This is a genomic window from Xylanibacter rodentium (assembly GCF_013166575.1).
Classification (GTDB): Bacteria; Bacteroidota; Bacteroidia; order Bacteroidales; family Bacteroidaceae; genus Prevotella; species Prevotella rodentium.
The window spans coordinates 16,000-37,799 of the sequence record NZ_JABKKE010000003.1 but is presented as its reverse complement, the minus strand read 5'-3'; the positions used below and the strand labels follow the sequence as shown (position 1 = coordinate 37,799).

Here is a 21,800-nt window from a genome sequence, read left to right as displayed (position 1 = left end):
GCTTACCATAATTACAGAAGATACGCCACTCCGTGTTTTTGGGCAATCTGTTTGAGCAGTTCTTTGCAGCCGTCTTCGAGTAGTTCAATCACAAGTTCGAAGCCACGATCTCCGCCATAGTAAGGATCGGGCACAGCCGTGTGACCGGGATGATGTTTGCAAAAGTCTGTCATGCGTGATATCTTGCGACGCTGTTCGTCAGTGCGTGCCATGGCTGTAACGTCTTTGTAGTTTTCGTCATCCATCACTATTATGTGGTCGAAACGTTGCATGTCTTCTTGTTTTATCTGCCGTGCGCGGCTGCTGAAATCGTATCCATGGGCAGAACCGTGACTTCTCATACGTCTGTCCGGAAGTTCGCCTGCATGCCACGAACCAATGCCGGCAGAATCTATGTCGACATAATCCTCCATCATGTGTTCCTTTGTTATATGCCGCATTATTCCTTCGGCTGCCGGTGAACGGCATATATTTCCGAGGCATACAAATAACAGTGATGTCTTTTTACTGATGTCTTCACTATTCTCTTTCATTTGATTTTACGTATTATTGGTTTGTGGTATGGTGTTGCTATATATTGTCAGACTGATACTTCTGCAAACTTACATAAAAAATCTGATTTTACGTAAATTCTGCATCGTTAAAATTGTTTTTCTTTGAAGTTATAGGTCCTGTAAGTCGGATTTTTTGCGTAAGTTTGCACTGTCATTTCAAAATGTGAATATATTATTTTTTATATATGCCTGTTATAGAGATATCATCGTTGAGTTACCCGGGAGTTGAAGTGTTCAGTACACTGACAGAAGCACAGCTCCGCAATCGTATAGAGCCCGACAAGGGCGTGTTTATAGTAGAAAGTCCGAAGGTGATCAGCGTAGCACTTGATGCCGGATATGAGCCGCTTTCATTGCTTTGCGAGCGGAAACACATAACCGGAGATGCGGCTGACATTATAGAACGATGTGGGGATATACCGGTGTATACCGGTGAGAGGAAGTTGCTTGCAGAATTGACAGGATATGTACTGACACGTGGTGTTTTGTGCGCAATGCGTCGGCCACAGGAAATAAGTGTCGGGGATGTGTGTAGTGGTGCACGACGTGTGGTCGTTATCGATGGAGTGGTCGATACAACCAATATTGGGGCTATATTCCGTTCGGCGGCAGCTCTCGGTGTTGATGGGGTGTTGCTTACGCGAAATTCCTGCGATCCGCTTAATCGGCGTGCGGTACGTGTTTCGATGGGGTCTGTTTTTCTCGTACCCTGGGCATGGATTGACGGACAGATATCCTCTTTGAATCAATACGGATTCCGTACTGCGGCAATGGCGCTTAGTGACAATTCCATATCTATAGATGCTCCTGAACTTGCCGCAGAACCGCGGTTGGCTGTTGTGATGGGTACGGAGGGTGACGGACTTCCTTTGGAGACTATCGCTTCTGCTGATTATGTGGTGCGAATCCCGATGTCTCATGGTGTCGATTCGCTTAACGTCGCAGCGGCTTCGGCAGTAGCATTTTGGCAACTCTGTAAATGATGGTTTATGTATGCGGATTTTCCAAATCATTTCCCAACCGGTAAAATAGGTTGTCCCGAAAATATCTGCTGACTTTTGATTTTTGTGAGGCATGTGACAAGGCGTAGTGCCGGTGTTTATATATAAAAGAAAAGGAGATTTCCATTTGAAATCTCCTTTTCTTTGGGTGGAGGGTGGGGCTCGAACCCACGACATTCAGAACCACAATCTGACGCTCTAACCAACTGAACTACATCCACCGTGTTGTTTTGGTTGCTTTCTTAAAGCGAGTGCAAAGGTACGTGATTTATTTTAAACTACCAAATAAATCACGTACTTTTTTGCCGTTTTTATTATTTTGCCTTATCTGAAACTTTTTCTGCATTGTTTGTTGCAGGAGCAGCCTTCTCAGCGTTGTCTTGAGTCGTAGGAACAGCCTCTTGAGTCTTGCTGGCACCGAAGCCGGGCAGATTGTTGGGGTTGGTTGTCGGGTTCTCAATGTTCTCCATTACCGACATGTTGGTTGTTGCCTGTGGAGCGAAATGTGCGCATGCCACGCTGATAATGACCATGGCGGCAGCCAGTCCCCATGTTGTTTTTTCAATGAAGTCGGTGGTCTTGCGGACACCGCCAATCTGATTGTAAGAAGCGAAATTGGAAGAAAGTCCTCCTCCCTTTGACTCTTGAATCAGCACTATACCAATCATAGCAAGTGCAGCTAAAACGATAAGAGTTACTAATACTGTGTACATTGTTACTTTATTTTTTTATTGTTATTTATTATCAATTTTTCTAAGAAACGTATTTGGTCTGCAAAGTAAGCATTTTTTTTTGGATAATTCAAACTTAATCGCCTAATAATTTCCAAAGCCTTTGAATATCTGCCCTGTTTTATGTAAATTCGGGCTAAAGTCTCTGTAAAATAGCTTTCGTCTCCACCTTTTTCTTCTTTTTCTTCAGAGTCTTCTATCTGTGGTACAAACTGTGGCGTATCACTGAGAACGATTTTTCCCTTGTCGTTTTCAATGAAGCTGTCTATCAGATTTTGGCCTTTCAGCAACGGAACTTTTCCATTGTCCGACGGTTTTTCTTCACTGTCGGTTTCAAGCAGATATGCCACATAGTCCACTGCGGCATCAGCAGGTGTGGGACGTCGTTTTTTCTTTTCCTCTTTCTGTTCTTCTTGTGGAATGGAATCAAGGAAATTGTCTATCAGCGATATTGTCCTGCTTGTATTCTTTTCGGCTGAATTGTTTTTGGGGGCTGTCGGTTTGTTATGTTTATGTGCCGCTGCAGGTAATTTATAGTGGGCTGCTTCTACAAGCTGGAATATGACTTTCCGGTCGGTTATGTATATAGCGGCTTTCCGCAGCTCTTCGTCGAATGACGGGTCGTGCAGCAGATACAGATTTTTAAGCATCAGTAACCGTGCGGTCTGGAAATACGGGTACAGCGCTATGACAGAGCGCAGTTCGTATAGAGTGTCCCTGTCGAGTCGTTCCGGATGGTTTATCAGCTCGGTTATTTCCATAAATGTTTTTACCAGTTGGCTACTGTTGCATTGAAAATTTGATCGGTTATTTCTTTTACCATTTCAGTCACAAGTTGTTCCTGTACGGAGTTGAGCGACTGTGTCGTCTCGTATGTCGATGTGGCCGTGAACTGACGTTCAAAGTCTTCCGTATGATTTTTGTTGTTTGTGAATCGTACGTTTACCGTCATCGACAATTCCGTCTGTGCCGAATATCCCTCGCTTGATACGGCCTTGTTACGTTGCTCGTAGCGTGTAATCTCACCCTCTATTTTGAGGTCCCCGTTGCGTCTTACTTGTATCAGGCGTGTGTGGTTGGCAAATATGTCTTTCAGTTGGTTGTTGAAAATACTTGCCATCGGACCCCATACATAGCTGGAGCGTATGGGGAAGTCTGCTATTTGTATGGTTTTGGTAGTCGAGTAGTCTATGCTTGCACCGTTGAACTTGTATGAAACAGAGCACGATATCAGTAGTACTGTCAAAAGACAAAACGATATGAGACGATAGCACAGGCATGATTTCCCATCAGTCTGTGACTTGCTGTATGTATCTTTTTTCGTTTCTTTCATATTTCGTTGTTGTCTTTGACTTTCGAATCTCTACTCCAGTCCATATTGTTTTATTCTCCGGTATAGCGTACGGTCGGATATTCCCAGTTCCTGTGCAGCCTTCTTACGGTTGCCGCCGTTGCGTTCCAAAGCCTTTTCAAGCATCTGTCGCTCAATGTTGCTCAGGTTGAGATTTTCCGGTTCCTTTTCCAGTTCGATATATTCTTCCGCAATGGCATCTTCGGCCATGGGTTTTTGCTGTTGCGGGTTTATGTATATCTGTTGTGATGTTATGGCTGGTGTGCTGTTGCCTATTGGTACAGGCTTGTCGTCCTTCTGTACGATTTGTGCGGCCTGTGTTTCTTCCAGTCTTTTTTTGAGTATCCCCATATCGCGTCGCAAATCATTTACATTGCCACGTAATTCGAACAATATTTTGTAGAGAATCTCTCGTTCGTTTTCAAAACTGTGATCCCCGCTGCTTTTATGTATGGTGGCAAGCTGGGTGCTCTCTTGGTCTTGTGGAATGAAATTGCCTAATATTTCAGGAGTTATCTGTCGTACGGTGCTCAGTATCGAAATCTGTTCCGTTATATTTTTAAGTTGTCTCACGTTGCCAGGCCATTTATACTTCATGAGAAGTTGTTTGGCCTCTTCCGTCAGCACCACTTTTTCCATTCTGTACTTCTCAGCCATTTGCATGGCAAACAGGCGGAACAGCAGAACGATGTCTTCTCCGCGATCGCGCAACGGAGGCATTTGTATTGGGATGGAGTTCAAGCGGTAGTAAAGGTCTTCGCGGAAGCGTCCTTCGCTGATGGCTTTGCGTATGTTTACGTTTGTGGCTGCTACGATACGTACATCGGTCTTTTTCACATCCGTAGCTCCCACCGGTATGTATTCTCCCGTTTCGAGAACGCGTAGCAGTCGGGCCTGTGTCGCCAATGGCAATTCGCCTACTTCATCGAGAAACAGTGTACCCTTGTTGGCCACACCGAAATATCCCTGACTATCGTTTATAGCGCCTGTAAAAGAGCCTTTTACGTGTCCGAACAGTTCGCTGTCAATAGTGCCTTCGGGTATGGAACCGCAGTTGATTGCAAAATATTTCTCGCGTCGGCGTGGTGAGTTGTCATGAATGACACGCGGAATGATTTCTTTTCCCACACCGCTTTCTCCGACAATGAGCACACTTAAGTCTGTCGGCGCAACCTGCAGGGCCACATCGAGTACATGATTCAGCGCCTCGCAGTTGCCCACGATGTTGTACCGCTGTTTTATCTGTTGCAGTTCTGATGTCTTCATTTAGCTGACAAAATTACACATTTTATTCGATATACAGACTTTTGGACAGCGATTTTTTGAATACGGCTTTATTTTCCGGCTTACTTATATATATATGTACAAATTTAGGGGCTGTCTCGGATATATCAGGTGATGTCAATGTCATTATTGTTTTGAGCCGAACTTTATCAGTAGCAGTCCTATGGCAGTCCATATCAGTTCGCGCAATCTTACGATTACGGCTACGAAAATACCGGCACTTGCAGTCATGGCAAGTCCTTTGGCCGACATCAGGAAACCGCCTTCCCTGCCTCCGAGTTGCAGGGGCAGAAAGAACAGCATATTGGCAAATAGAGATGTGAATGCCAAGATAAGTATGCACTGCAGATAGTTGGCGTCGGGCATTATGACAAGCAGTATAAAATATATTTCCAAAGCCGAAACCACACGGCATGCCAGTTCGAGCACCACGGCGCTTACGAAAGTGCGGGGATTCTGATTGTGCAGGGCGGCAATCTGGCGGTCTATAGATGCCAGTTGTTCCTTGTGGTTTTCAAAGAATCGTTGTGCTTTGCGCTTAATTAGCGGGAAATGGCTCAATATACCCATGCAGCGCACGGTGATGCCCTTTTTATATCCCTTGATGAAAAACCATATAGCAGCAGTGCAGAATGCTCCCACGGAAGTCAGCATAATACCCATAGGCATGTTCACCTCTTGCGTGACGATGTATAGTAATATAGACAACATCCAAAACCAAAAGTGCGAGAAGATGTGGGTCATGGCATAGAGGATTACTGATGAAGATGCTCTTTCCGTACCAATCTTTGGTGAGAGTGACATTATCCTGTACGGTTCGCCTCCCATTAATCCTCCCGGGGTGGCATAGTTTAGTGCAAATCCGCTGATGGTGATTTTGTATAACCACCAGAATGACACCTTGCGTTCAGATGAAAGATCCGGGCTTATCCTGTTTTTCGACTGTTCTTCCTGACTGTTTATGATGATATACCATGCTGACGTGTTGAACATGTAAAGGAAAAACCACAATACAATGACGGCGACAAACCAATAACCGGCACGCTGCAACCCCGCCCAAACCTGGGCGAAGTCGAGCTGCGTTACCATAATCAGCAGAACAGTGATTCCGAAGATAAAAAATCCGTTCTGATATTTTTTCTTCATTCTGCTGTCTGTTGTTTATTTTCCGGGGCTGTCTGTTGGTCGTTTTCAGTCTGTGTAACTGTCGGTCGGTTGCTTCCCTGTGTATTTTGTTTGCCGTCGACCGTGGGGGCTATCTTGTCGTTTTCGTTTGTTTCGGTCTGTTTGCTTGCTTTTTCTTCACGTGTTTGTCTGTTGCCTTCGTGTTTGAACTGGTCACGTGCTTTCGGTATTGAGAATCGGGTCTTCTCGCTTTCGTCACGTTTTTCGTGATACAATTTCGGAAGCGGGTTTGCCATAGGTTCGTCATACTTCTTCCTGTTGCGGTATATGTCGATGGCTGTATATATAGCCTGACGGAAAGAACTCTCGTTGGCTATGCCCTTGCCTGCTATGTCGTATGCCGTGCCGTGGTCGGGTGATGTGCGTACGATGGGCAGTCCTGCTGTATAGTTTACACCATCCTCGGCGGCGAGCGTCTTGAACGGAGCCAGTCCCTGATCGTGGTACATCGCCATTACACCGTCAAATTTGGTATACATTCCGCTACCGAAAAAGCCGTCGGCAGGATATGGACCGAAAGCCTGTATGCCGGCCTCTTCCAATTCGGCAATTGCGGGAACAATCTGTTCCTGTTCCTCCTTACCCAACAGTCCGCTGTCTCCGGCGTGCGGGTTGAGTGCCAGTACGGCAATACGCGGATTGGATATCCGCATGTCGCGTTTCAGACTGTTGTGGAATATTCTGACTTTTTCCACTATTGCCTCCTTGGTTATGGCATTTGCCACATCCTTGATGGGCAGATGTGTAGTTACCAATGCTACGCGCAGGCTTCCGTTCATCAGTATCATCAGTGCTTTGCTGCCTTCACCGACACAGTCTTCTATGTATTCAGTGTGGCCGCAGAAACGGAACATGTCGCTATGTATGCTGTTCTTGTTGATTGGTGCCGTGACGAGTACGTCGTATTTATCCGAACGGAAATCGGTCATGGCACGATCAAGTGCTTTAAGAGCTGCCTCTCCGGCTTCTGGCGAAGGTTGTCCCATATCTATTTTAACTTCGTCGTCGAATGTTGTCAACAGGTTTACCCGTCCGTCTCTGGCTTCTTCTGCTGTGTTTATGATGCTGAAATTGGACTGTAGATTGAGCGCTTTTCTGTGATATGCCGCAGCCTTGGGCGACCCGTATATAATAGGCGTGCAGAGTTCGAGCATGCCCGGTTCTTCAAATGTTTTAAGAATCACTTCATATCCGATTCCGTTGGTATCACCGTGCGTGATAGCCACGCGTATAAGTCTATCTTCCATAATTGATTTAATTGCTTTATTTAAATGTATATAATACAGCTTCAAGCTGTTTGATAATGTTCCTTTTGGCTGTTCCCGGAGCGTATACGAATGCTTCCGCCACGGTGATGCGCTGTTTTGTGCTGTCAATGAGGCAACGGCTTATGAACGGGCCACCCATTATGTCGCCTTTCATTACCCATTGACCGCGCAGTTCCATAGTTCTCCGTCCGTTGTGTTGTGTCGTGCGGGCTGTTGGAGCGGGTGAGTGTACTGTGGTCATGAACATTTGAGCAGTCTCGCCCGGTATGTTCTTGCGCATAACGCTGTCACGCTTTCTTGCGGCACCCTCCGGTAGCGTGACGTTGTCGTAAGCGTATGTATATATGCAGATGTTGCGCATGGCAGACTTTCCATTGTCCGATAGCCAGATGAAGTCATGTCCCTTTTTCATGGCCGTCAGCTCTTCCGGAATCCATATCTGCACATCTCCGAACATCTTTTTTACGGCCTTTTCCGCTTTGATGTTGCGATGACGTGACAGACGGGTTATGCCGGCTTCCAGTTCGAATCTGTCGATAATCCCTTTTATATCGTCCTGTCGGCTTCTTATGTCTGTGGTCAGTTGTCTTGCTGACGGCGAACAGATGTTTATCACTATTTGCGGTTTCGCATAAACATCCAGCCTGTGGCTCATCCTCGTTTTGCCAGTCATTTCAGGGTCGATATTCACATTGATGATGCTGCGTGCATATTTTGTGGCCTGTCCGATGCCTTTTGTTGTCTGTGATATATCGAAAGTCGGCTCCCGTTGAGGCAATCCTGCCACAGTCAGCGCGCCAAGCAACGTGCTCACCGCCCTTACCGCTTCTTCAGTGTTTCCCGTCACCACCACCTCGTAAGGTTTTCCGCCACTTTTGGGCAGCAGTGCTCCGTCATCCGTACAGGCCGTCATCACTATCAGCCAGCATAGCAACAATGCAGCGTTGCATATCGGTTGCAGGGTCTTGTGCATCATTATCCTGATTGTTGCTGTTTGTGTGCCGTTGACAGCAGGCCACAGGCCGCAAATATATCCTGTCCGCGACTGGCACGTATTGTTGTAAATACCCCATGGCTAGTGAGATAATCGCGCATGATCTCCATCTTGCTGTCGTCGGTGCCGTGCAGATTGACATCGGGTATGGTGTGGAACCGTATCAGATTGATACGGCATTCCAGTCCGCTCACCAGCCGGATAATCTCGCGGGCATGGGCCGGCGAATCGTTCACTCCGTCGAACACGATATATTCGAACGAGGCGCGCCGCTGGTGTGTGAAGTCGTACTGCTTCAGAAGTTCCACCACTTCTTTTATCGGCATCTGCTTCTCGGCCGGCATCAGTTGCATGCGCTGTTCGTGCAGTGGTGAGTGCATGCTGATTGCAATGTGGCATTCGCTCTCGTCGAGAAAGCGCTTGAGCTTGTTCTTTATGCCCACACTGCTCACGGTGATGCGTTTCGGACTCCATGCGTATCCGTAGTCGGATGTGAGAATCTCCGTGGATTTCAGAACATTGTCAATGTTGTCCATCGGCTCGCCCTGTCCCATGAACACCACATTGGTGAGGCGCTCGCGCTCGGGCAGAGAGTATATTTGGTTGAGAATGTCGCCCGCGGTGAGATTGCCCTCGAATCCCTGCTTGCCAGTCTGACAGAACAGACAGTTCATCTTGCAACCCACCTGCGACGATACGCACAAGGTGGCACGCTCTCCGTCGGGGATGAACACCGTTTCGACAAACTTGCCCCCGGCAGTGGGAAACAGATACTTCACCGTGCCGTCTACCGAGCGCTGGCTGTCGGCCGGTTCCATCGTACCCACGGTACACACCTCGTCAAGACGTGCGCGGTTGGCTTTCGACAGATTGGTCATCTCGTCAATACTCTTCACGTGCTTCGTATACAGCCATTTGGCTATCTGGCCTGCCGTAAATTTGGGCATACCCAGTTCTGCTGTCAACTCTTTCAGTTCTTCGGCAGTCATGCCGATAAGCACCTTTTTACCGCTTTCCATTGCCTGTGTAAATTATATTGTCTGCAAATTTACAGCAATTCGGGCTAAAAACAAAATAAATTGCGTATAAACAGAGAAAATGTTTAACTTTGCAGTGTCAAAACTGAATAAACATAATGGGTATAGAGAAAGCATTGCTTAACAGATCCCGGCTTCTGCTGGGCGACGAGACTATGGACCGTATTGGTAGGGCGCGGGTTATTATATTCGGCGTGGGAGGCGTGGGTTCGTGGTGCGCAGAGAGCCTTGTGCGCTCGGGTGTGTGCCGGCTGACGATTGTAGACAGCGACCGCGTGTGTATCACCAACATCAACCGCCAGCTTATGGCCACTATCGAGACCATCGGACGGGTTAAGGTGGAGGCGCTCAAGGAGCATTTGCTCACGGTGAATCCCGCTGCCGAGATTGATGCGCGGCAGGAGGTATTCACCGAGGAGACGGCCGCCGGCTTCCGGCTTGACGACTACGACTATATCATTGACGCCATCGACTCGCTCACTGACAAGGCGCTGCTCATAGAGATGGCTTGCCGTACGCGGGCCAAGTTCTTCTCGTCTATGGGCGCGGCGCTGAAGCTCGACCCCACCCGCATACGTGTGGCGGAGTTCTGGCATGTGGAGGGCTGTCCGCTGGCACGTGCCTTGCGCCAGCGGTTCAAGCGTTTGAAGCGGAGCCCGGCCCGTAAGTTCAAGTGCGTTTACAGCGACGAACTGCTCACCAACAAGGGCACTGCCGGCCCATGCGGTGCCGAGGAGTGCGTGTGTGCCAAGGCTCACGCCGAAATCTCGCCCCTTGCCGCCAGCGGTCACACCCGCAAGGCTCAGACCAACGGCTCGCTGATGCACATCACGGCCATTTTCGGCCTCACCATCGCCGGCCTTGTGATACAGGATTTGGCGGAGCGGGTATCTCAGAAAGAGCAGTAGTCTTTCTGCACCCGTATTTTCATTACCGGTATTATCGTGATAATCAGGAGAATCGGTGGAATGTCTTTTTCCGGGTGTATATCATTTGATTATTATGAGTTTGCGTTGTATATTGTGTTGGTTATAATGCGTTTCCTGGCGGTCGCATTTCTGTTTGGTGAAGCCGGGAACTCCTATTTATTTTTACAAATTACTTTGTCGCTCGTCACAAAATCGCCATTTGCGCACTACGGCCCGAAAAACGCGATTTTTGCGCTAAAATAGGACACGCTGATAATCAACTACTTACGCTCATTACATTCAGATATTGCCGTGTAAGAAAAGCAGAGAGGCCCTCCCGAGGTTGCCGCGGCGGCCTCCCGGCTCTGCAACGAGGCCGTCGCGGGAAGACAACAACGCCGTAATGGGAGAGCCGGGAGGCCCTTATGGCAAAACTTCGACACCCGAAATGCGTGTCAAAAAAGCAGAGAAGGCCTTACGGCTTTTCTATTTCGACAAAAAAGAAGTGCGCTTTTTTAAGAATAAAATGTACATTATGATTTATCCGCCATACTTTCCTGTTACAACAGGGTCGGAACCCCTTCGCTTAGGCAACACAGACTATGAATATATAAAAACAGGCAATGACTATATAAAAAATGCCCACCGTTAAGGACGATGGGCCAACCTGAATGTTTTCACAACGGAATAATCCTTATTGTGATTTGCTTAAAATTCACTGCAAATATACGAAAAAATAATTATATACAGCGTATTTTTTATTATTTTTCACTATATTTGCAGTTGTAATATAATCTGAAACCTAAACTATAGATTACGCATTATGAAAAGAATATTAGGACTTGACCTCGGAACGAGCAGCATAGGATGGGCGCTTGTTAACGAAAGTGAAGATGAAAGGGAACAGTCATCCATCATAAAACTTGGAGTAAGAGTGAATCCTCTTACTGTTGACGAACAACGGAATTTTGAAGCAGGCAAACCGATAACCACCAACGCCGAAAGGACTCTGAAGAGAAGTATGAGGCGTAATCTGCAAAGATATAAGCTGAGACGTGATAATCTGATAGAGATACTTACAGAGCATGGATTTATAACTCCAGAAACCATTTTGGCTGAGCAAGGCAACAAATCCACATTCGAGACATACAGGCTTAGAGCAAAGGCTGTTACGGAAGAAATATCGTTGGAGGAGTTGGCCCGTGTACTGCTTATGATAAACAAGAAGCGTGGATATAAGAGCAGCAGAAAGCTGGATACCAATGAAGACGGTAAGATTATAGACGGCATGGAGGTGGCAAAGCAGCTCTATGACGAAGGGCTTACCCCGGGGCAGTATATGTTGAGGCTGATGGATAGCGGCAAACGTTATACTCCAGATTTTTATCGTTCGGATTTGAAGGATGAGTTCGGGCGGATATGGGATTTTCAGAAGACATTCTATCCGGAACTGCTCACCGATGAATTGCGTCAAGAACTTGCCGGCAAGAACGAGAAGCAGACATGGGCTATATGTGCCAAAACTTTTTCGCTTGTAGGATTGAAACGTACAGCAAAAGGAGAAGAACTGAAGCGTGAAAACTATAAATGGCGTGTGGACAGCCTTAGTGAAAAGATGGATTTGGAAAGCCTGACCGTTGTTCTTCAAAAGATAAACGGGCAGATAAACGGGTCGAGCGGTTATCTTGGTGAAATGAGCGACCGAAGCAAGGAACTGTATTTCAAAAAGCAGACCGTAGGCCAATATCTTATGTCGCGACTTGACAAGAATTCGCACTACAGTCTGAAGAACAAGGTGTTCTACCGTCAGGATTATCTTGATGAGTTTGAAATGATTTGGGAAAATCAGGCCCGGTATCACAGTGAACTTACCGACAGCTTGAAACATGAGATTCGCGATGTAGTGATATTCTATCAGCGTTCGTTGAAATCGCAGAAAGGACTGATAAGTTTCTGTGAGTTTGAAAACAGACAGATGGAAACGGTAAAGTACGGAAAGAAAAGACTGAAAACCGTGGGACTGCGTGTGTGTCCGAAGTCGTCACCGCTGTTTCAGGAATTCAAGATTTGGCAGATTCTCAACAACATACAGGTATCGGGAAAAGTGGTTCGCAAACAGTCTGTCGATTTGTTTGGTGAGACTGTTGAGATGGCGAACGGCAAACGTTTCCTTTATCAGGAAGAAAAAGAAAAGCTGTTTCGTGAATTGAATATCAAGGCCAAGATGTCGAAAGCCGAAGTGCTCAAACTGCTTTTCAAGAATCACAAGGAACTTGATTTGAACTATAAGGAGATAGAAGGCAACAGGACGCAGGCTGCGCTCTTTGCCGCCTATCAGACGATTATCGACATGAGCGGGCACGGCACACACGACTTTTCAAAGATGTGCGCGGACGACGTTATGGATATTGTAAGCAATGTTTTCGGCGGGTTGGAATTCGGTACGGACATACTGTGTTTCGACTCGTCTCTTGAAGGCAAGGCCTTTGAGCGGCAACCGGCTTACCGGCTTTGGCACTTGCTGTATTCTTTTGCCGGTGACAACTCGAAGACCGGAAACGAGAAACTTATCAGTAAGATATCAGAGCTTTATGGTTTCGACAGGGAGTATGCGGCGATAATTGCCGGTATAAGTTTTCAGTTGGATTACGGTAGTCTGAGCGCCAAGGCTATACGCAAGATTCTGCCTTACATGAAAGAAGGCAATGAATACAGTGTGGCTTGCGGATATGCAGGATACCGCCATTCAAAAAACTCTTTGACCAAAGAAGAACTTGCCAACAAATTGCTTTGCAACCGTCTTAAGCCGTTGCCCCGCAACAGTCTGCGTAATCCTGTTGTGGAAAAGATTCTCAACCAAATGATTAATGTGGTAAACTCTGTTGCCAATGTATATGGCAAGCCAGACGAGATACGCATAGAGATGGCACGGGAGTTGAAGAACAGTGCAAAGGAACGCGAGGAAATGACAAAGGCCATAAGCAAGGCTACGGCCGACCACGAATATTACAGGCAGATTCTGAAAAATGAATTTGGCATAGAAAATGTGAGCCGTAATGATATAATAAGGTATAAGCTGTATATGGAGTTGAAGGACAAAGGATTCAAGACTCTGTATTCGAACACGTATATCCCTCGGGAAAAACTTTTCAGCAAAGAGTTTGATATAGAACATATTATTCCGCAGGCACGGCTTTTTGACGATTCGTTTTCAAACAAGACAATCGAAGTGCGGAGTGTAAACATTGAAAAAGGCAATATGACAGCATACGACTATGTATGTGGCAAATATGATGCAGATAAGGTGAGCGCCTATAAAGTAAGGGTGGAAGAACTGTTCAAAAACGGAACTATAAGCAAGACCAAGCGCGACAAGCTGCTGATGAGTGAGGCTGATATCCCATCCGGATTTATCGAGCGTGATTTGCGCGATTCGCAGTATATCGCGCGAAAAGCACGTGAGATACTGGAGAGTTTGGTAAGGACTGTTGTCCCCACGACCGGCAGCATCACTTCGCGTCTGCGTGAAGACTGGCAGCTTGTGGATGTGATGAAGGAATTGAACTGGGACAAATACAACCGTCTTGGACTTACAGACTTTGTTGTCGACAAAGACGGGCGGCGTATACGTCGCATAAAGGACTGGACAAAGCGAAACGACCACAGGCATCACGCCATGGATGCACTGACCATAGCTTTTACCAAGCCAAGTTATATACAATATCTCAACAATATGAATGCCCGTAGCGACAAAGGCAGCAGTATATATGCAATAGAGAAGAAAGAACTGTATCGTGACAATGGCAAACTCAAATTTCAGCCACCCATGCCGCTCGATGTGTTCAGAGCAGAGGCAAAACGTCATCTTGATGGAATACTGGTGTCGATAAAGGCAAAGAACAAGGTTGTGACACGAAATACGAACGTATCGAAAATCAAAGGAGGAACGAAAAAGAAAGTACAACTCACTCCTCGCGGGCAGTTGCATAACGAAACTGTATATGGACGGATAAAACGGTATGTGGTGAAAGAGGAGAAAGTGAATGCTTCGTTCGATATGCAGAAGATAGACACTGTGGCCAATATGCGTTATCGCATGGCGTTGAGTGACAGACTGCAGCAGTATGGCGGAAATGCCAAGAAAGCATTCACCGGCAGTAACAGTTTGCAGAAGAATCCGCTGTATGTCGATGATATGCACATCATAGCAGTGCCAGAACGTGTAAAGACAGTGGGATTTGAGTATGTATATACAATACGGAAAGAGGTTACGCCCGATTTGAAAATAGACAAGGTTGTAGATTCCAAAGTGCGTAACATACTGAAAGCACGGCTTGAGCAATTTGGCAACGATGCAAAGAAAGCATTCGTTAATCTTGACGAGAATCCCATCTGGCTGAATAAGGAAAAAGGCATTGCCATAAAGCGCGTTACGATAACCGGTGTAAGCAATGCCTTGGCATTGCACGACAAACGTGATAATAGCGGAAAGCCAATGCTTGATGTCAACGGTCACAAGATGCCTGTGGATTTTGTCAGTCCCAGCAACAATCATCATGTGGCAATATACATGGATGCGGATGGAAAGATGCAAGACGACATCGTTTCTTTCTATGAAGCAACCATGCGCGCCAATCAGGGTTATCCTGTAATAGACAGGGATAAGAACAGAAGTGAGGGGTGGCAATTCCTGTTTACGATGAAGCAAAACGAGTATTTCGTCTTCCCGAATGAAGAAACAGGCTTTGACCCTAATGAGATTGATTTGCTTGATCCGAACAACTACCCGATAATCAGTCCAAATCTTTTCAGAGTTCAGAAGCTATCGAAAACAGAAGGGAGGATCTATATGTTCAGACACCATCTTGAAACTACAGTTGATGACAAGAAAGAATTACAGGAAGTGACATGGAAGCGAATAAACTCGCTTGATAAACTGAAAAATGTGGTGAAAGTGCGTGTAGATCACGTCGGTAGGATTGTGTCTGTAGGAGAGTATTAAATTAAAAACATTGCGCCATGATAAAGAAAACACTGTATTTCGGAAATCCGGCATATCTGTCGCTCAGGCAGGGGCAGATGGTTATCAAACTGCCGGAAGTGGAGCGTAACGACAGTCTTCCGGAACACATGAAACGCCGGATGGAGGTGACAAAGCCTGTGGAGGATATAGGAGTTGTGGTATTGGACAATCGTCAGATCACCATCACCCAAGGTCTGATAGAGGCGCTGCTTGACAATAACTGCGCCATCATCACTTGCGATAGTCGCAGTATGCCGGTGGGACTTATGCTTCCGTTATGTTGCAATACTGTGCAGAGTGAGCGTTTTTCCGACCAGCTAAAAGCCTCACTTCCGCTCAGAAAACAACTGTGGCAACAGACTATCAAGGCTAAAATAAGGAATCAGGCGGCAGTCCTTTCTGCCTGTACCGGCAATGAGGCGAAGAACATGTTGAGGTGGGAGGATGATGTGAAGAGCGGCGACCCTGACAATCTCGAAGGGCGCGCGGCTGCGTATTACTGGAAGAATATCTTTGCCGGATTTCCTGAGATAAATGATTTCACACGTGGTCGTGATGGTTTTCCGCCCAACAATCTGCTGAACTATGGTTATGCCATATTGCGTGCTGTGGTGGCCCGCGCTTTGGTGTCGAGCGGAATGTTGCCCACGATGGGCATACATCATCACAACAGATACAACGCATATTGTCTGGCTGACGATATAATGGAACCTTACCGTCCGTACGTAGATGAACTTGTCTTTGGTTTAATAGCCGAAAATGATGGATGTGTGCCCGATATTACAAAGGAGATAAAAGCACGGCTGCTTTCGGTGCCGACGTTGGAAGTGGTTATCGGTGGCAGGCGCAGCCCGTTGATGGTGGCTGTCACTCAGACCACGGCTTCGTTATATAAATGTTTCAGTGGAGAGTTGCGCCGTATATCATATCCTGAGAGATAACGTATTGATTTTTATGGACCGGTTTAGTGAATATCGCATTATGTGGGTTTTGGTGTTTTTCGATTTGCCTACCGAAACGAAGAAGGATAAGAAAGAATATGCCTTGTTTCGTAAGAATTTGCAGCGCGATGGATTCACCATGTTCCAGATGTCCATCTACGTACGGCATTGTGCAAGCATGGAAAATGCTGAGGTTCATATAAAGCGTGTCAAGGCGTTTCTTCCAAAGTTCGGGCATGTGGCCATAATGTGCATCACCGACAAGCAGTTTGGAAACATCAGCGTGTTTTATGGAACAAAACCGATGGCACCAAATGCACCGGGACAGCAACTTGAACTTTTTTGATTTTTTAACTTCAGAAGATGGAGTTTGTAGCTCATTTTGTCTCGTTTTTATAGGATGAAACAAACCGAATAAGATAATTGCTGTTTATATTACACTAATGGAATCCTGCATTAATGCAAGATTCCGTTAGCAAGACATACATTCTTTTCTTTTTCTGATTTCTAAGATATATCTTTGATATACAGAACGTTACATCAACTGTGATGTTAGTCTCAATGCAAAGATACGAATTTTAAAGCAAATCACAACGCCGTTTCGTCGTCCGCCGGGTCGTCAACGGATGTTAGTCTCAATGCAAAGATACGAATTTTAAAGCAAATCACAACAAATACCAAAGGTTTTATCTTTTATTTTTGATGTTAGTCTCAATGCAAAGATACGAATTTTAAAGCAAATCACAACTGCGGTTGCTTGTGCATTTTCTGCGGCTGCGATGTTAGTCTCAATGCAAAGATACGAATTTTAAAGCAAATCACAACGGCTTTCAACAGATGAAAGAATTGAACAAGGATGTTAGTCTCAATGCAAAGATACGAATTTTAAAGCAAATCACAACCCGTTCAGCTTTAGTCATGTTGTTTAAATAGATGTTAGTCTCAATGCAAAGATACGAATTTTAAAGCAAATCACAACTGGTTGTCCGTTATCCACTCCGAAAAACGGGATGTTAGTCTCAATGCAAAGATACGAATTTTAAAGCAAATCACAACAACCCCTCAAAGTTTATGCGCACCCACGCCGATGTTAGTCTCAATGCAAAGATACGAATTTTAAAGCAAATCACAACGGTCCCAAAGAAGTTATTTTCTTGGAATTTGATGTTAGTCTCAATGCAAAGATACGAATTTTAAAGCAAATCACAACACCCTCAAAATGTCATTTGAAACATCATTGGATGTTAGTCTCAATGCAAAGATACGAATTTTAAAGCAAATCACAACACCTGTTGTGCGCTTTCGGTGCGTCCCTCCGATGTTAGTCTCAATGCAAAGATACGAATTTTAAAGCAAATCACAACAACCCCCAATATTCGGGTTGCCGGGTTCTGATGTTAGTCTCAATGCAAAGATACGAATTTTAAAGCAAATCACAACGGTTCCAAAGAAGTTATTTTCTTGGAATTTGATGTTAGTCTCAATGCAAAGATACGAATTTTAAAGCAAATCACAACCGACTGCTTGTGCATTTTCTGCGGCTGCTTGATGTTAGTCTCAATGCAAAGATACGAATTTTAAAGCAAATCACAACGGTATCGCCAAGAACGGAACCGAAAAAACGGATGTTAGTCTCAATGCAAAGATACGAATTTTAAAGCAAATCACAACGGGCTTCGGGTTCCTTGTTTCCGAACGTGGGATGTTAGTCTCAATGCAAAGATACGAATTTTAAAGCAAATCACAACGCATGGAGGTAGTTCCTACCGCACTTCTTGATGTTAGTCTCAATGCAAAGATACGAATTTTAAAGCAAATCACAACGGGTAGCATGAACTTTGATTCAAAGTCTGGATGTTAGTCTCAATGCAAAGATACGAATTTTAAAGCAAATCACAACATGTACTCACTTTGCGTAAATGATGTTTTGGATGTTAGTCTCAATGCAAAGATACGAATTTTAAAGCAAATCACAACTGCCACGGTTAGCGGCTGGTTTGTCGGGTAGATGTTAGTCTCAATGCAAAGATACGAATTTTAAAGCAAATCACAACACCCCATGCGAGATATATCTTTAACAATTAGATGTTAGTCTCAATGCAAAGATACGAATTTTAAAGCAAATCACAACTGAAAAGTATGATAAGGTCTTCTCCGAACGGATGTTAGTCTCAATGCAAAGATACGAATTTTAAAGCAAATCACAACTACTTCTGTAGTACTGTACCACTTGCCGTGATGTTAGTCTCAATGCAAAGATACGAATTTTAAAGCAAATCACAACTATTGACGAGGGGTTCGCTATTGCTGACGAGATGTTAGTCTCAATGCAAAGATACGAATTTTAAAGCAAATCACAACTTCCCTCCTTAAATTAAAAAATCCTTGTAAGATGTTAGTCTCAATGCAAAGATACGAATTTTAAAGCAAATCACAACACATCTGATATACTCAGTCTACCTCCTGTTGATGTTAGTCTCAATGCAAAGATACGAATTTTAAAGCAAATCACAACTAGAGACAATACAGATACCCGTACGCGAGGGATGTTAGTCTCAATGCAAAGATACGAATTTTAAAGCAAATCACAACTATCTTTCTTACTACTCATTGTAAAAAAGCGATGTTAGTCTCAATGCAAAGATACGAATTTTAAAGCAAATCACAACTTGATGCTATCTACAAAGTCATTGATTGTGATGTTAGTCTCAATGCAAAGATACGAATTTTAAAGCAAATCACAACTTGACCCGCTTGTCATAACTACTTCATTGCGATGTTAGTCTCAATGCAAAGATACGAATTTTAAAGCAAATCACAACTCGCTAACAATTCTTCTGCAGACAGGAATCGATGTTAGTCTCAATGCAAAGATACGAATTTTAAAGCAAATCACAACGTACCGTTATTAGTCCGGAGGGACAACCTGGATGTTAGTCTCAATGCAAAGATACGAATTTTAAAGCAAATCACAACCTCTTGAGAATCTCTCTAAGGCTATTCCAGGATGTTAGTCTCAATGCAAAGATACGAATTTTAAAGCAAATCACAACAGAGCTTTCACCATTGAGCATGCAGGCTTCGATGTTAGTCTCAATGCAAAGATACGAATTTTAAAGCAAATCACAACTGCTGATTATCTTGTTAATTATATTTCTAGATGTTAGTCTCAATGCAAAGATACGAATTTTAAAGCAAATCACAACCAGGAACGCGAGAGCCACACACCCTTATTAGATGTTAGTCTCAATGCAAAGATACGAATTTTAAAGCAAATCACAACTTATTTGCTCTGTAGGAATGATCTACATAGCGATGTTAGTCTCAATGCAAAGATACGAATTTTAAAGCAAATCACAACAGTAATGGTATACTTATCGCCAGTCCGCAAGATGTTAGTCTCAATGCAAAGATACGAATTTTAAAGCAAATCACAACCTACTAATGGTGGATCTTTTATCGCATCTAGATGTTAGTCTCAATGCAAAGATACGAATTTTAAAGCAAATCACAACGTACGTTGAGTTCTCGGGCAACATGAACTTGATGTTAGTCTCAATGCAAAGATACGAATTTTAAAGCAAATCACAACTTGATTTGATTAATTATTTGAAGACCTTGAGATGTTAGTCTCAATGCAAAGATACGAATTTTAAAGCAAATCACAACTATGTTTGTTACACTTACTTATGATAGATGATGTTAGTCTCAATGCAAAGATACGAATTTTAAAGCAAATCACAACCTAAGGCTATTCCAGCTGGAGAGTATACCGATGTTAGTCTCAATGCAAAGATACGAATTTTAAAGCAAATCACAACTCATTGCGTTGCGTTTGCTCTCAAGCGGTTGATGTTAGTCTCAATGCAAAGATACGAATTTTAAAGCAAATCACAACAACCCGGATGAAGCTTTTGACTTTATTCGCGATGTTAGTCTCAATGCAAAGATACGAATTTTAAAGCAAATCACAACTTGGCTTGGAGCCCTTGTTTATCAATGATTGATGTTAGTCTCAATGCAAAGATACGAATTTTAAAGCAAATCACAACTTTTCATCTAGAGGCAGCTTCACGACTGCCGATGTTAGTCTCAATGCAAAGATACGAATTTTAAAGCAAATCACAACTAGAGACTCTCGCGGTTGTATTCTTGTCGGGATGTTAGTCTCAATGCAAAGATACGAATTTTAAAGCAAATCACAACAGAATCATCACGTAAACTCCATAGCCGGCTGATGTTAGTCTCAATGCAAAGATACGAATTTTAAAGCAAATCACAACAGGAAATACTTGGAAGAGACGCCGTAAGACGATGTTAGTCTCAATGCAAAGATACGAATTTTAAAGCAAATCACAACTGATTGATGTCTTTTTGAAAGACTTTTCGCGATGTTAGTCTCAATGCAAAGATACGAATTTTAAAGCAAATCACAACCGCTTCCGGAGGCTCTCTCGGGGGCATTTGGATGTTAGTCTCAATGCAAAGATACGAATTTTAAAGCAAATCACAACAATATTGCTTTTGACAATTCTTTTACAGTTGATGTTAGTCTCAATGCAAAGATACGAATTTTAAAGCAAATCACAACGTACGGAGCCAGTTAAAACAGCTGCGCTTAGATGTTAGTCTCAATGCAAAGATACGAATTTTAAAGCAAATCACAACACGCTGATAATTGTATATCACGGACAACTGGATGTTAGTCTCAATGCAAAGATACGAATTTTAAAGCAAATCACAACAGGGAGTTCACGCCGCAGCAACGCCGCAATGATGTTAGTCTCAATGCAAAGATACGAATTTTAAAGCAAATCACAACAACTTGCGGATAGCCTATTTTCACAAGGCTGATCAGCCGTGAGTCTTTTTACATCATCGGCTTGACATCGTTATTTGCTTTCATAAGAACAAATCGGAGTGTTTTCCCGTGCGCATGAGTGTAACCATTTTAAAGGTTTCCTGTTTGGAATATATCAGCAACCAATCAGGGGATATATGACATTCTCGATAACTTTTATAGTTTCCTACAAGGACATGGTCGCGATATTTGGCTTCAAGTGGTTCTCCAGCGGTGAGTTTGGTAATAACGCCAATGAGTTTCTTTTCGTCAAGTCCTCGCTTGCGTGCAAGTTTCAAGTCCTTTAGATATTGGCGTGTAAATTCAATCCTGTATGCCATACCCAACGGCTTTTAGATATTCATCTATATTGTCACAAACAATGGTATCTCCGTTTTCTGCTTCTTGAAACGCTTTGAGCGTATAGGCATTTGGTGTTTCGGAGCGTTTGGAAACTTTTACCGCAGCTACACCGCGAATCATTCGGATGGCTCTTTTTATGTCGGCCATCATCGTTGGATTTTCTATTGATACAATAAGTTCTGTCATAATATTAATTATTATTTGTGATGCAAAGATAATAAAAGGTATATATTTATACAAATCTTCGGCAATTTTTTCGGTTTTTTATTTGGTGGTTCGGGAATTTTTTGTAATTATGCAACGCTTACGGATTATAATTA

General features: G+C 44.1%; 15 protein-coding genes, 1 tRNA gene, 1 pseudogene and 1 CRISPR repeat array. Of the genes and pseudogenes, 5 read left to right on the top strand and 12 right to left on the bottom strand.

Going from position 1 to position 21,800, the window contains the following annotated elements; genetic code table 11:
* Nucleotides 1-11 precede the first annotated feature (11 nt).
* Nucleotides 12-533 carry a low molecular weight protein-tyrosine-phosphatase gene (locus HPS55_RS02765; RefSeq protein ID WP_172175762.1) on the bottom strand — a complete coding sequence of 174 codons (522 nt, stop codon included), beginning with the start codon at nt 531-533 and terminating at the stop codon, nt 12-14.
* A gap of 206 nt (nt 534-739) precedes the next feature.
* Here HPS55_RS02765 and HPS55_RS02760 point away from each other — a divergent pair, with 206 nt between their 5' ends.
* Nucleotides 740-1,537, top strand: coding sequence for a TrmH family RNA methyltransferase (locus tag HPS55_RS02760; RefSeq protein ID WP_172176213.1), 798 nt, complete (start codon nt 740-742; stop codon nt 1,535-1,537).
* 164 nt (nt 1,538-1,701) lie between these two features.
* Here HPS55_RS02760 and HPS55_RS02755 read toward each other — a convergent pair.
* The 9 genes and pseudogenes from HPS55_RS02755 to rlmN form a co-directional block, all read right to left on the bottom strand.
* A tRNA-His gene (locus HPS55_RS02755) sits at nt 1,702-1,777 on the bottom strand.
* Between the two features lie 92 nt (nt 1,778-1,869).
* On the bottom strand, nt 1,870-2,268 hold the full coding sequence (secG, locus tag HPS55_RS02750; RefSeq protein WP_172175760.1) for a preprotein translocase subunit SecG: 399 nt from the start codon (nt 2,266-2,268) through the stop codon (nt 1,870-1,872).
* A 2-nt stretch (nt 2,269-2,270) separates the two neighbouring features.
* Nucleotides 2,271-3,047, bottom strand: coding sequence for a tetratricopeptide repeat protein (locus tag HPS55_RS02745; RefSeq protein WP_172175758.1), 777 nt, complete (start codon nt 3,045-3,047; stop codon nt 2,271-2,273).
* 8 nt (nt 3,048-3,055) lie between these two features.
* Nucleotides 3,056-3,619, bottom strand: coding sequence for an LPS assembly lipoprotein LptE (gene lptE, locus HPS55_RS02740; RefSeq protein ID WP_172175756.1), 564 nt, complete (start codon nt 3,617-3,619; stop codon nt 3,056-3,058).
* A 30-nt stretch (nt 3,620-3,649) separates the two neighbouring features.
* On the bottom strand, nt 3,650-4,903 hold the full coding sequence (locus tag HPS55_RS02735; protein WP_172175754.1) for a sigma-54 interaction domain-containing protein: 1,254 nt from the start codon (nt 4,901-4,903) through the stop codon (nt 3,650-3,652).
* A gap of 144 nt (nt 4,904-5,047) precedes the next feature.
* The gene (locus tag HPS55_RS02730) at nt 5,048-6,067 is read right to left on the bottom strand and encodes a lysylphosphatidylglycerol synthase transmembrane domain-containing protein (protein WP_172175752.1); all 1,020 of its coding nucleotides are present in this window, start codon (nt 6,065-6,067) and stop codon (nt 5,048-5,050) included.
* 215 nt (nt 6,068-6,282) lie between these two features.
* Nucleotides 6,283-7,353: pseudogene (pdxA, locus tag HPS55_RS02725) on the bottom strand (4-hydroxythreonine-4-phosphate dehydrogenase PdxA); the annotation flags it as partial.
* 16 nt (nt 7,354-7,369) lie between these two features.
* Nucleotides 7,370-8,350 carry a DUF4837 family protein gene (locus tag HPS55_RS02720; protein ID WP_172175748.1) on the bottom strand — a complete coding sequence of 327 codons (981 nt, stop codon included), beginning with the start codon at nt 8,348-8,350 and terminating at the stop codon, nt 7,370-7,372.
* A complete protein-coding gene (gene rlmN, locus HPS55_RS02715; RefSeq protein ID WP_172175746.1) occupies nt 8,350-9,387 on the bottom strand; it encodes a 23S rRNA (adenine(2503)-C(2))-methyltransferase RlmN in 1,038 nt (345 codons plus the stop codon). Before rlmN ends, HPS55_RS02720 begins: the two co-directional genes overlap by 1 nt.
* Nucleotides 9,388-9,503: 116 nt before the next feature.
* Here rlmN and HPS55_RS02710 point away from each other — a divergent pair, with 116 nt between their 5' ends.
* The 4 genes from HPS55_RS02710 to cas2 all read left to right on the top strand — a co-directional run bounded on the left by HPS55_RS02710 (nt 9,504) and on the right by cas2 (nt 16,623).
* Nucleotides 9,504-10,313 (top strand): tRNA threonylcarbamoyladenosine dehydratase, encoded by an 810-nt coding sequence (locus HPS55_RS02710; protein ID WP_172175744.1) that lies wholly within the window; start codon nt 9,504-9,506, stop codon nt 10,311-10,313.
* Nucleotides 10,314-11,136: 823 nt separating this feature from the next.
* Nucleotides 11,137-15,315: a type II CRISPR RNA-guided endonuclease Cas9 gene (cas9, locus tag HPS55_RS02705; RefSeq protein WP_172324668.1), complete on the top strand. Its 4,179-nt coding sequence runs from the start codon at nt 11,137-11,139 to the stop codon at nt 15,313-15,315.
* 17 nt (nt 15,316-15,332) lie between these two features.
* On the top strand, nt 15,333-16,277 hold the full coding sequence (gene cas1 / locus HPS55_RS02700) for a type II CRISPR-associated endonuclease Cas1 (protein WP_172175740.1): 945 nt from the start codon (nt 15,333-15,335) through the stop codon (nt 16,275-16,277).
* A 13-nt stretch (nt 16,278-16,290) separates the two neighbouring features.
* Entirely contained in the window at nt 16,291-16,623 is a 333-nt protein-coding gene (gene cas2, locus HPS55_RS02695; RefSeq protein ID WP_172175738.1) for a CRISPR-associated endonuclease Cas2, read from the top strand.
* A gap of 202 nt (nt 16,624-16,825) precedes the next feature.
* Nucleotides 16,826-21,099: a CRISPR direct-repeat array (repeat unit 47 nt; unit sequence GATGTTAGTCTCAATGCAAAGATACGAATTTTAAAGCAAATCACAAC).
* Nucleotides 21,100-21,179: 80 nt separating this feature from the next.
* Here cas2 and HPS55_RS02690 read toward each other — a convergent pair.
* Both HPS55_RS02690 and HPS55_RS02685 read right to left on the bottom strand, forming a co-directional pair.
* Nucleotides 21,180-21,458 carry a type II toxin-antitoxin system YafQ family toxin gene (locus HPS55_RS02690; protein ID WP_172324666.1) on the bottom strand — a complete coding sequence of 93 codons (279 nt, stop codon included), beginning with the start codon at nt 21,456-21,458 and terminating at the stop codon, nt 21,180-21,182.
* Nucleotides 21,442-21,666, bottom strand: coding sequence for a hypothetical protein (locus tag HPS55_RS02685; protein WP_172324664.1), 225 nt, complete (start codon nt 21,664-21,666; stop codon nt 21,442-21,444). The genes HPS55_RS02690 and HPS55_RS02685 overlap by 17 nt, the downstream gene beginning before the upstream one ends.
* Nucleotides 21,667-21,800 lie beyond the last annotated feature (134 nt).

Excerpts from the sequence above, each read along its gene's own strand:
- HPS55_RS02765 (WP_172175762.1), bottom strand. The coding sequence starts at position 533 with ATGAAAGAGAATAGTGAAGACATCAGTAAAAAGACATCACTGTTATTT.
- HPS55_RS02760 (WP_172176213.1), top strand. The coding sequence starts at position 740 with ATGCCTGTTATAGAGATATCATCGTTGAGTTACCCGGGAGTTGAAGTG.
- secG (WP_172175760.1), bottom strand. The coding sequence starts at position 2,268 with ATGTACACAGTATTAGTAACTCTTATCGTTTTAGCTGCACTTGCTATG.
- HPS55_RS02745 (WP_172175758.1), bottom strand. The coding sequence starts at position 3,047 with ATGGAAATAACCGAGCTGATAAACCATCCGGAACGACTCGACAGGGAC.
- lptE (WP_172175756.1), bottom strand. The coding sequence starts at position 3,619 with ATGAAAGAAACGAAAAAAGATACATACAGCAAGTCACAGACTGATGGG.
- HPS55_RS02735 (WP_172175754.1), bottom strand. The coding sequence starts at position 4,903 with ATGAAGACATCAGAACTGCAACAGATAAAACAGCGGTACAACATCGTG.
- HPS55_RS02730 (WP_172175752.1), bottom strand. The coding sequence starts at position 6,067 with ATGAAGAAAAAATATCAGAACGGATTTTTTATCTTCGGAATCACTGTT.
- HPS55_RS02720 (WP_172175748.1), bottom strand. The coding sequence starts at position 8,350 with ATGATGCACAAGACCCTGCAACCGATATGCAACGCTGCATTGTTGCTA.
- rlmN (WP_172175746.1), bottom strand. The coding sequence starts at position 9,387 with ATGGAAAGCGGTAAAAAGGTGCTTATCGGCATGACTGCCGAAGAACTG.
- HPS55_RS02710 (WP_172175744.1), top strand. The coding sequence starts at position 9,504 with ATGGGTATAGAGAAAGCATTGCTTAACAGATCCCGGCTTCTGCTGGGC.
- cas9 (WP_172324668.1), top strand. The coding sequence starts at position 11,137 with ATGAAAAGAATATTAGGACTTGACCTCGGAACGAGCAGCATAGGATGG.
- cas1 (WP_172175740.1), top strand. The coding sequence starts at position 15,333 with ATGATAAAGAAAACACTGTATTTCGGAAATCCGGCATATCTGTCGCTC.
- cas2 (WP_172175738.1), top strand. The coding sequence starts at position 16,291 with ATGGACCGGTTTAGTGAATATCGCATTATGTGGGTTTTGGTGTTTTTC.
- HPS55_RS02690 (WP_172324666.1), bottom strand. The coding sequence starts at position 21,458 with ATGGCATACAGGATTGAATTTACACGCCAATATCTAAAGGACTTGAAA.
- HPS55_RS02685 (WP_172324664.1), bottom strand. The coding sequence starts at position 21,666 with ATGACAGAACTTATTGTATCAATAGAAAATCCAACGATGATGGCCGAC.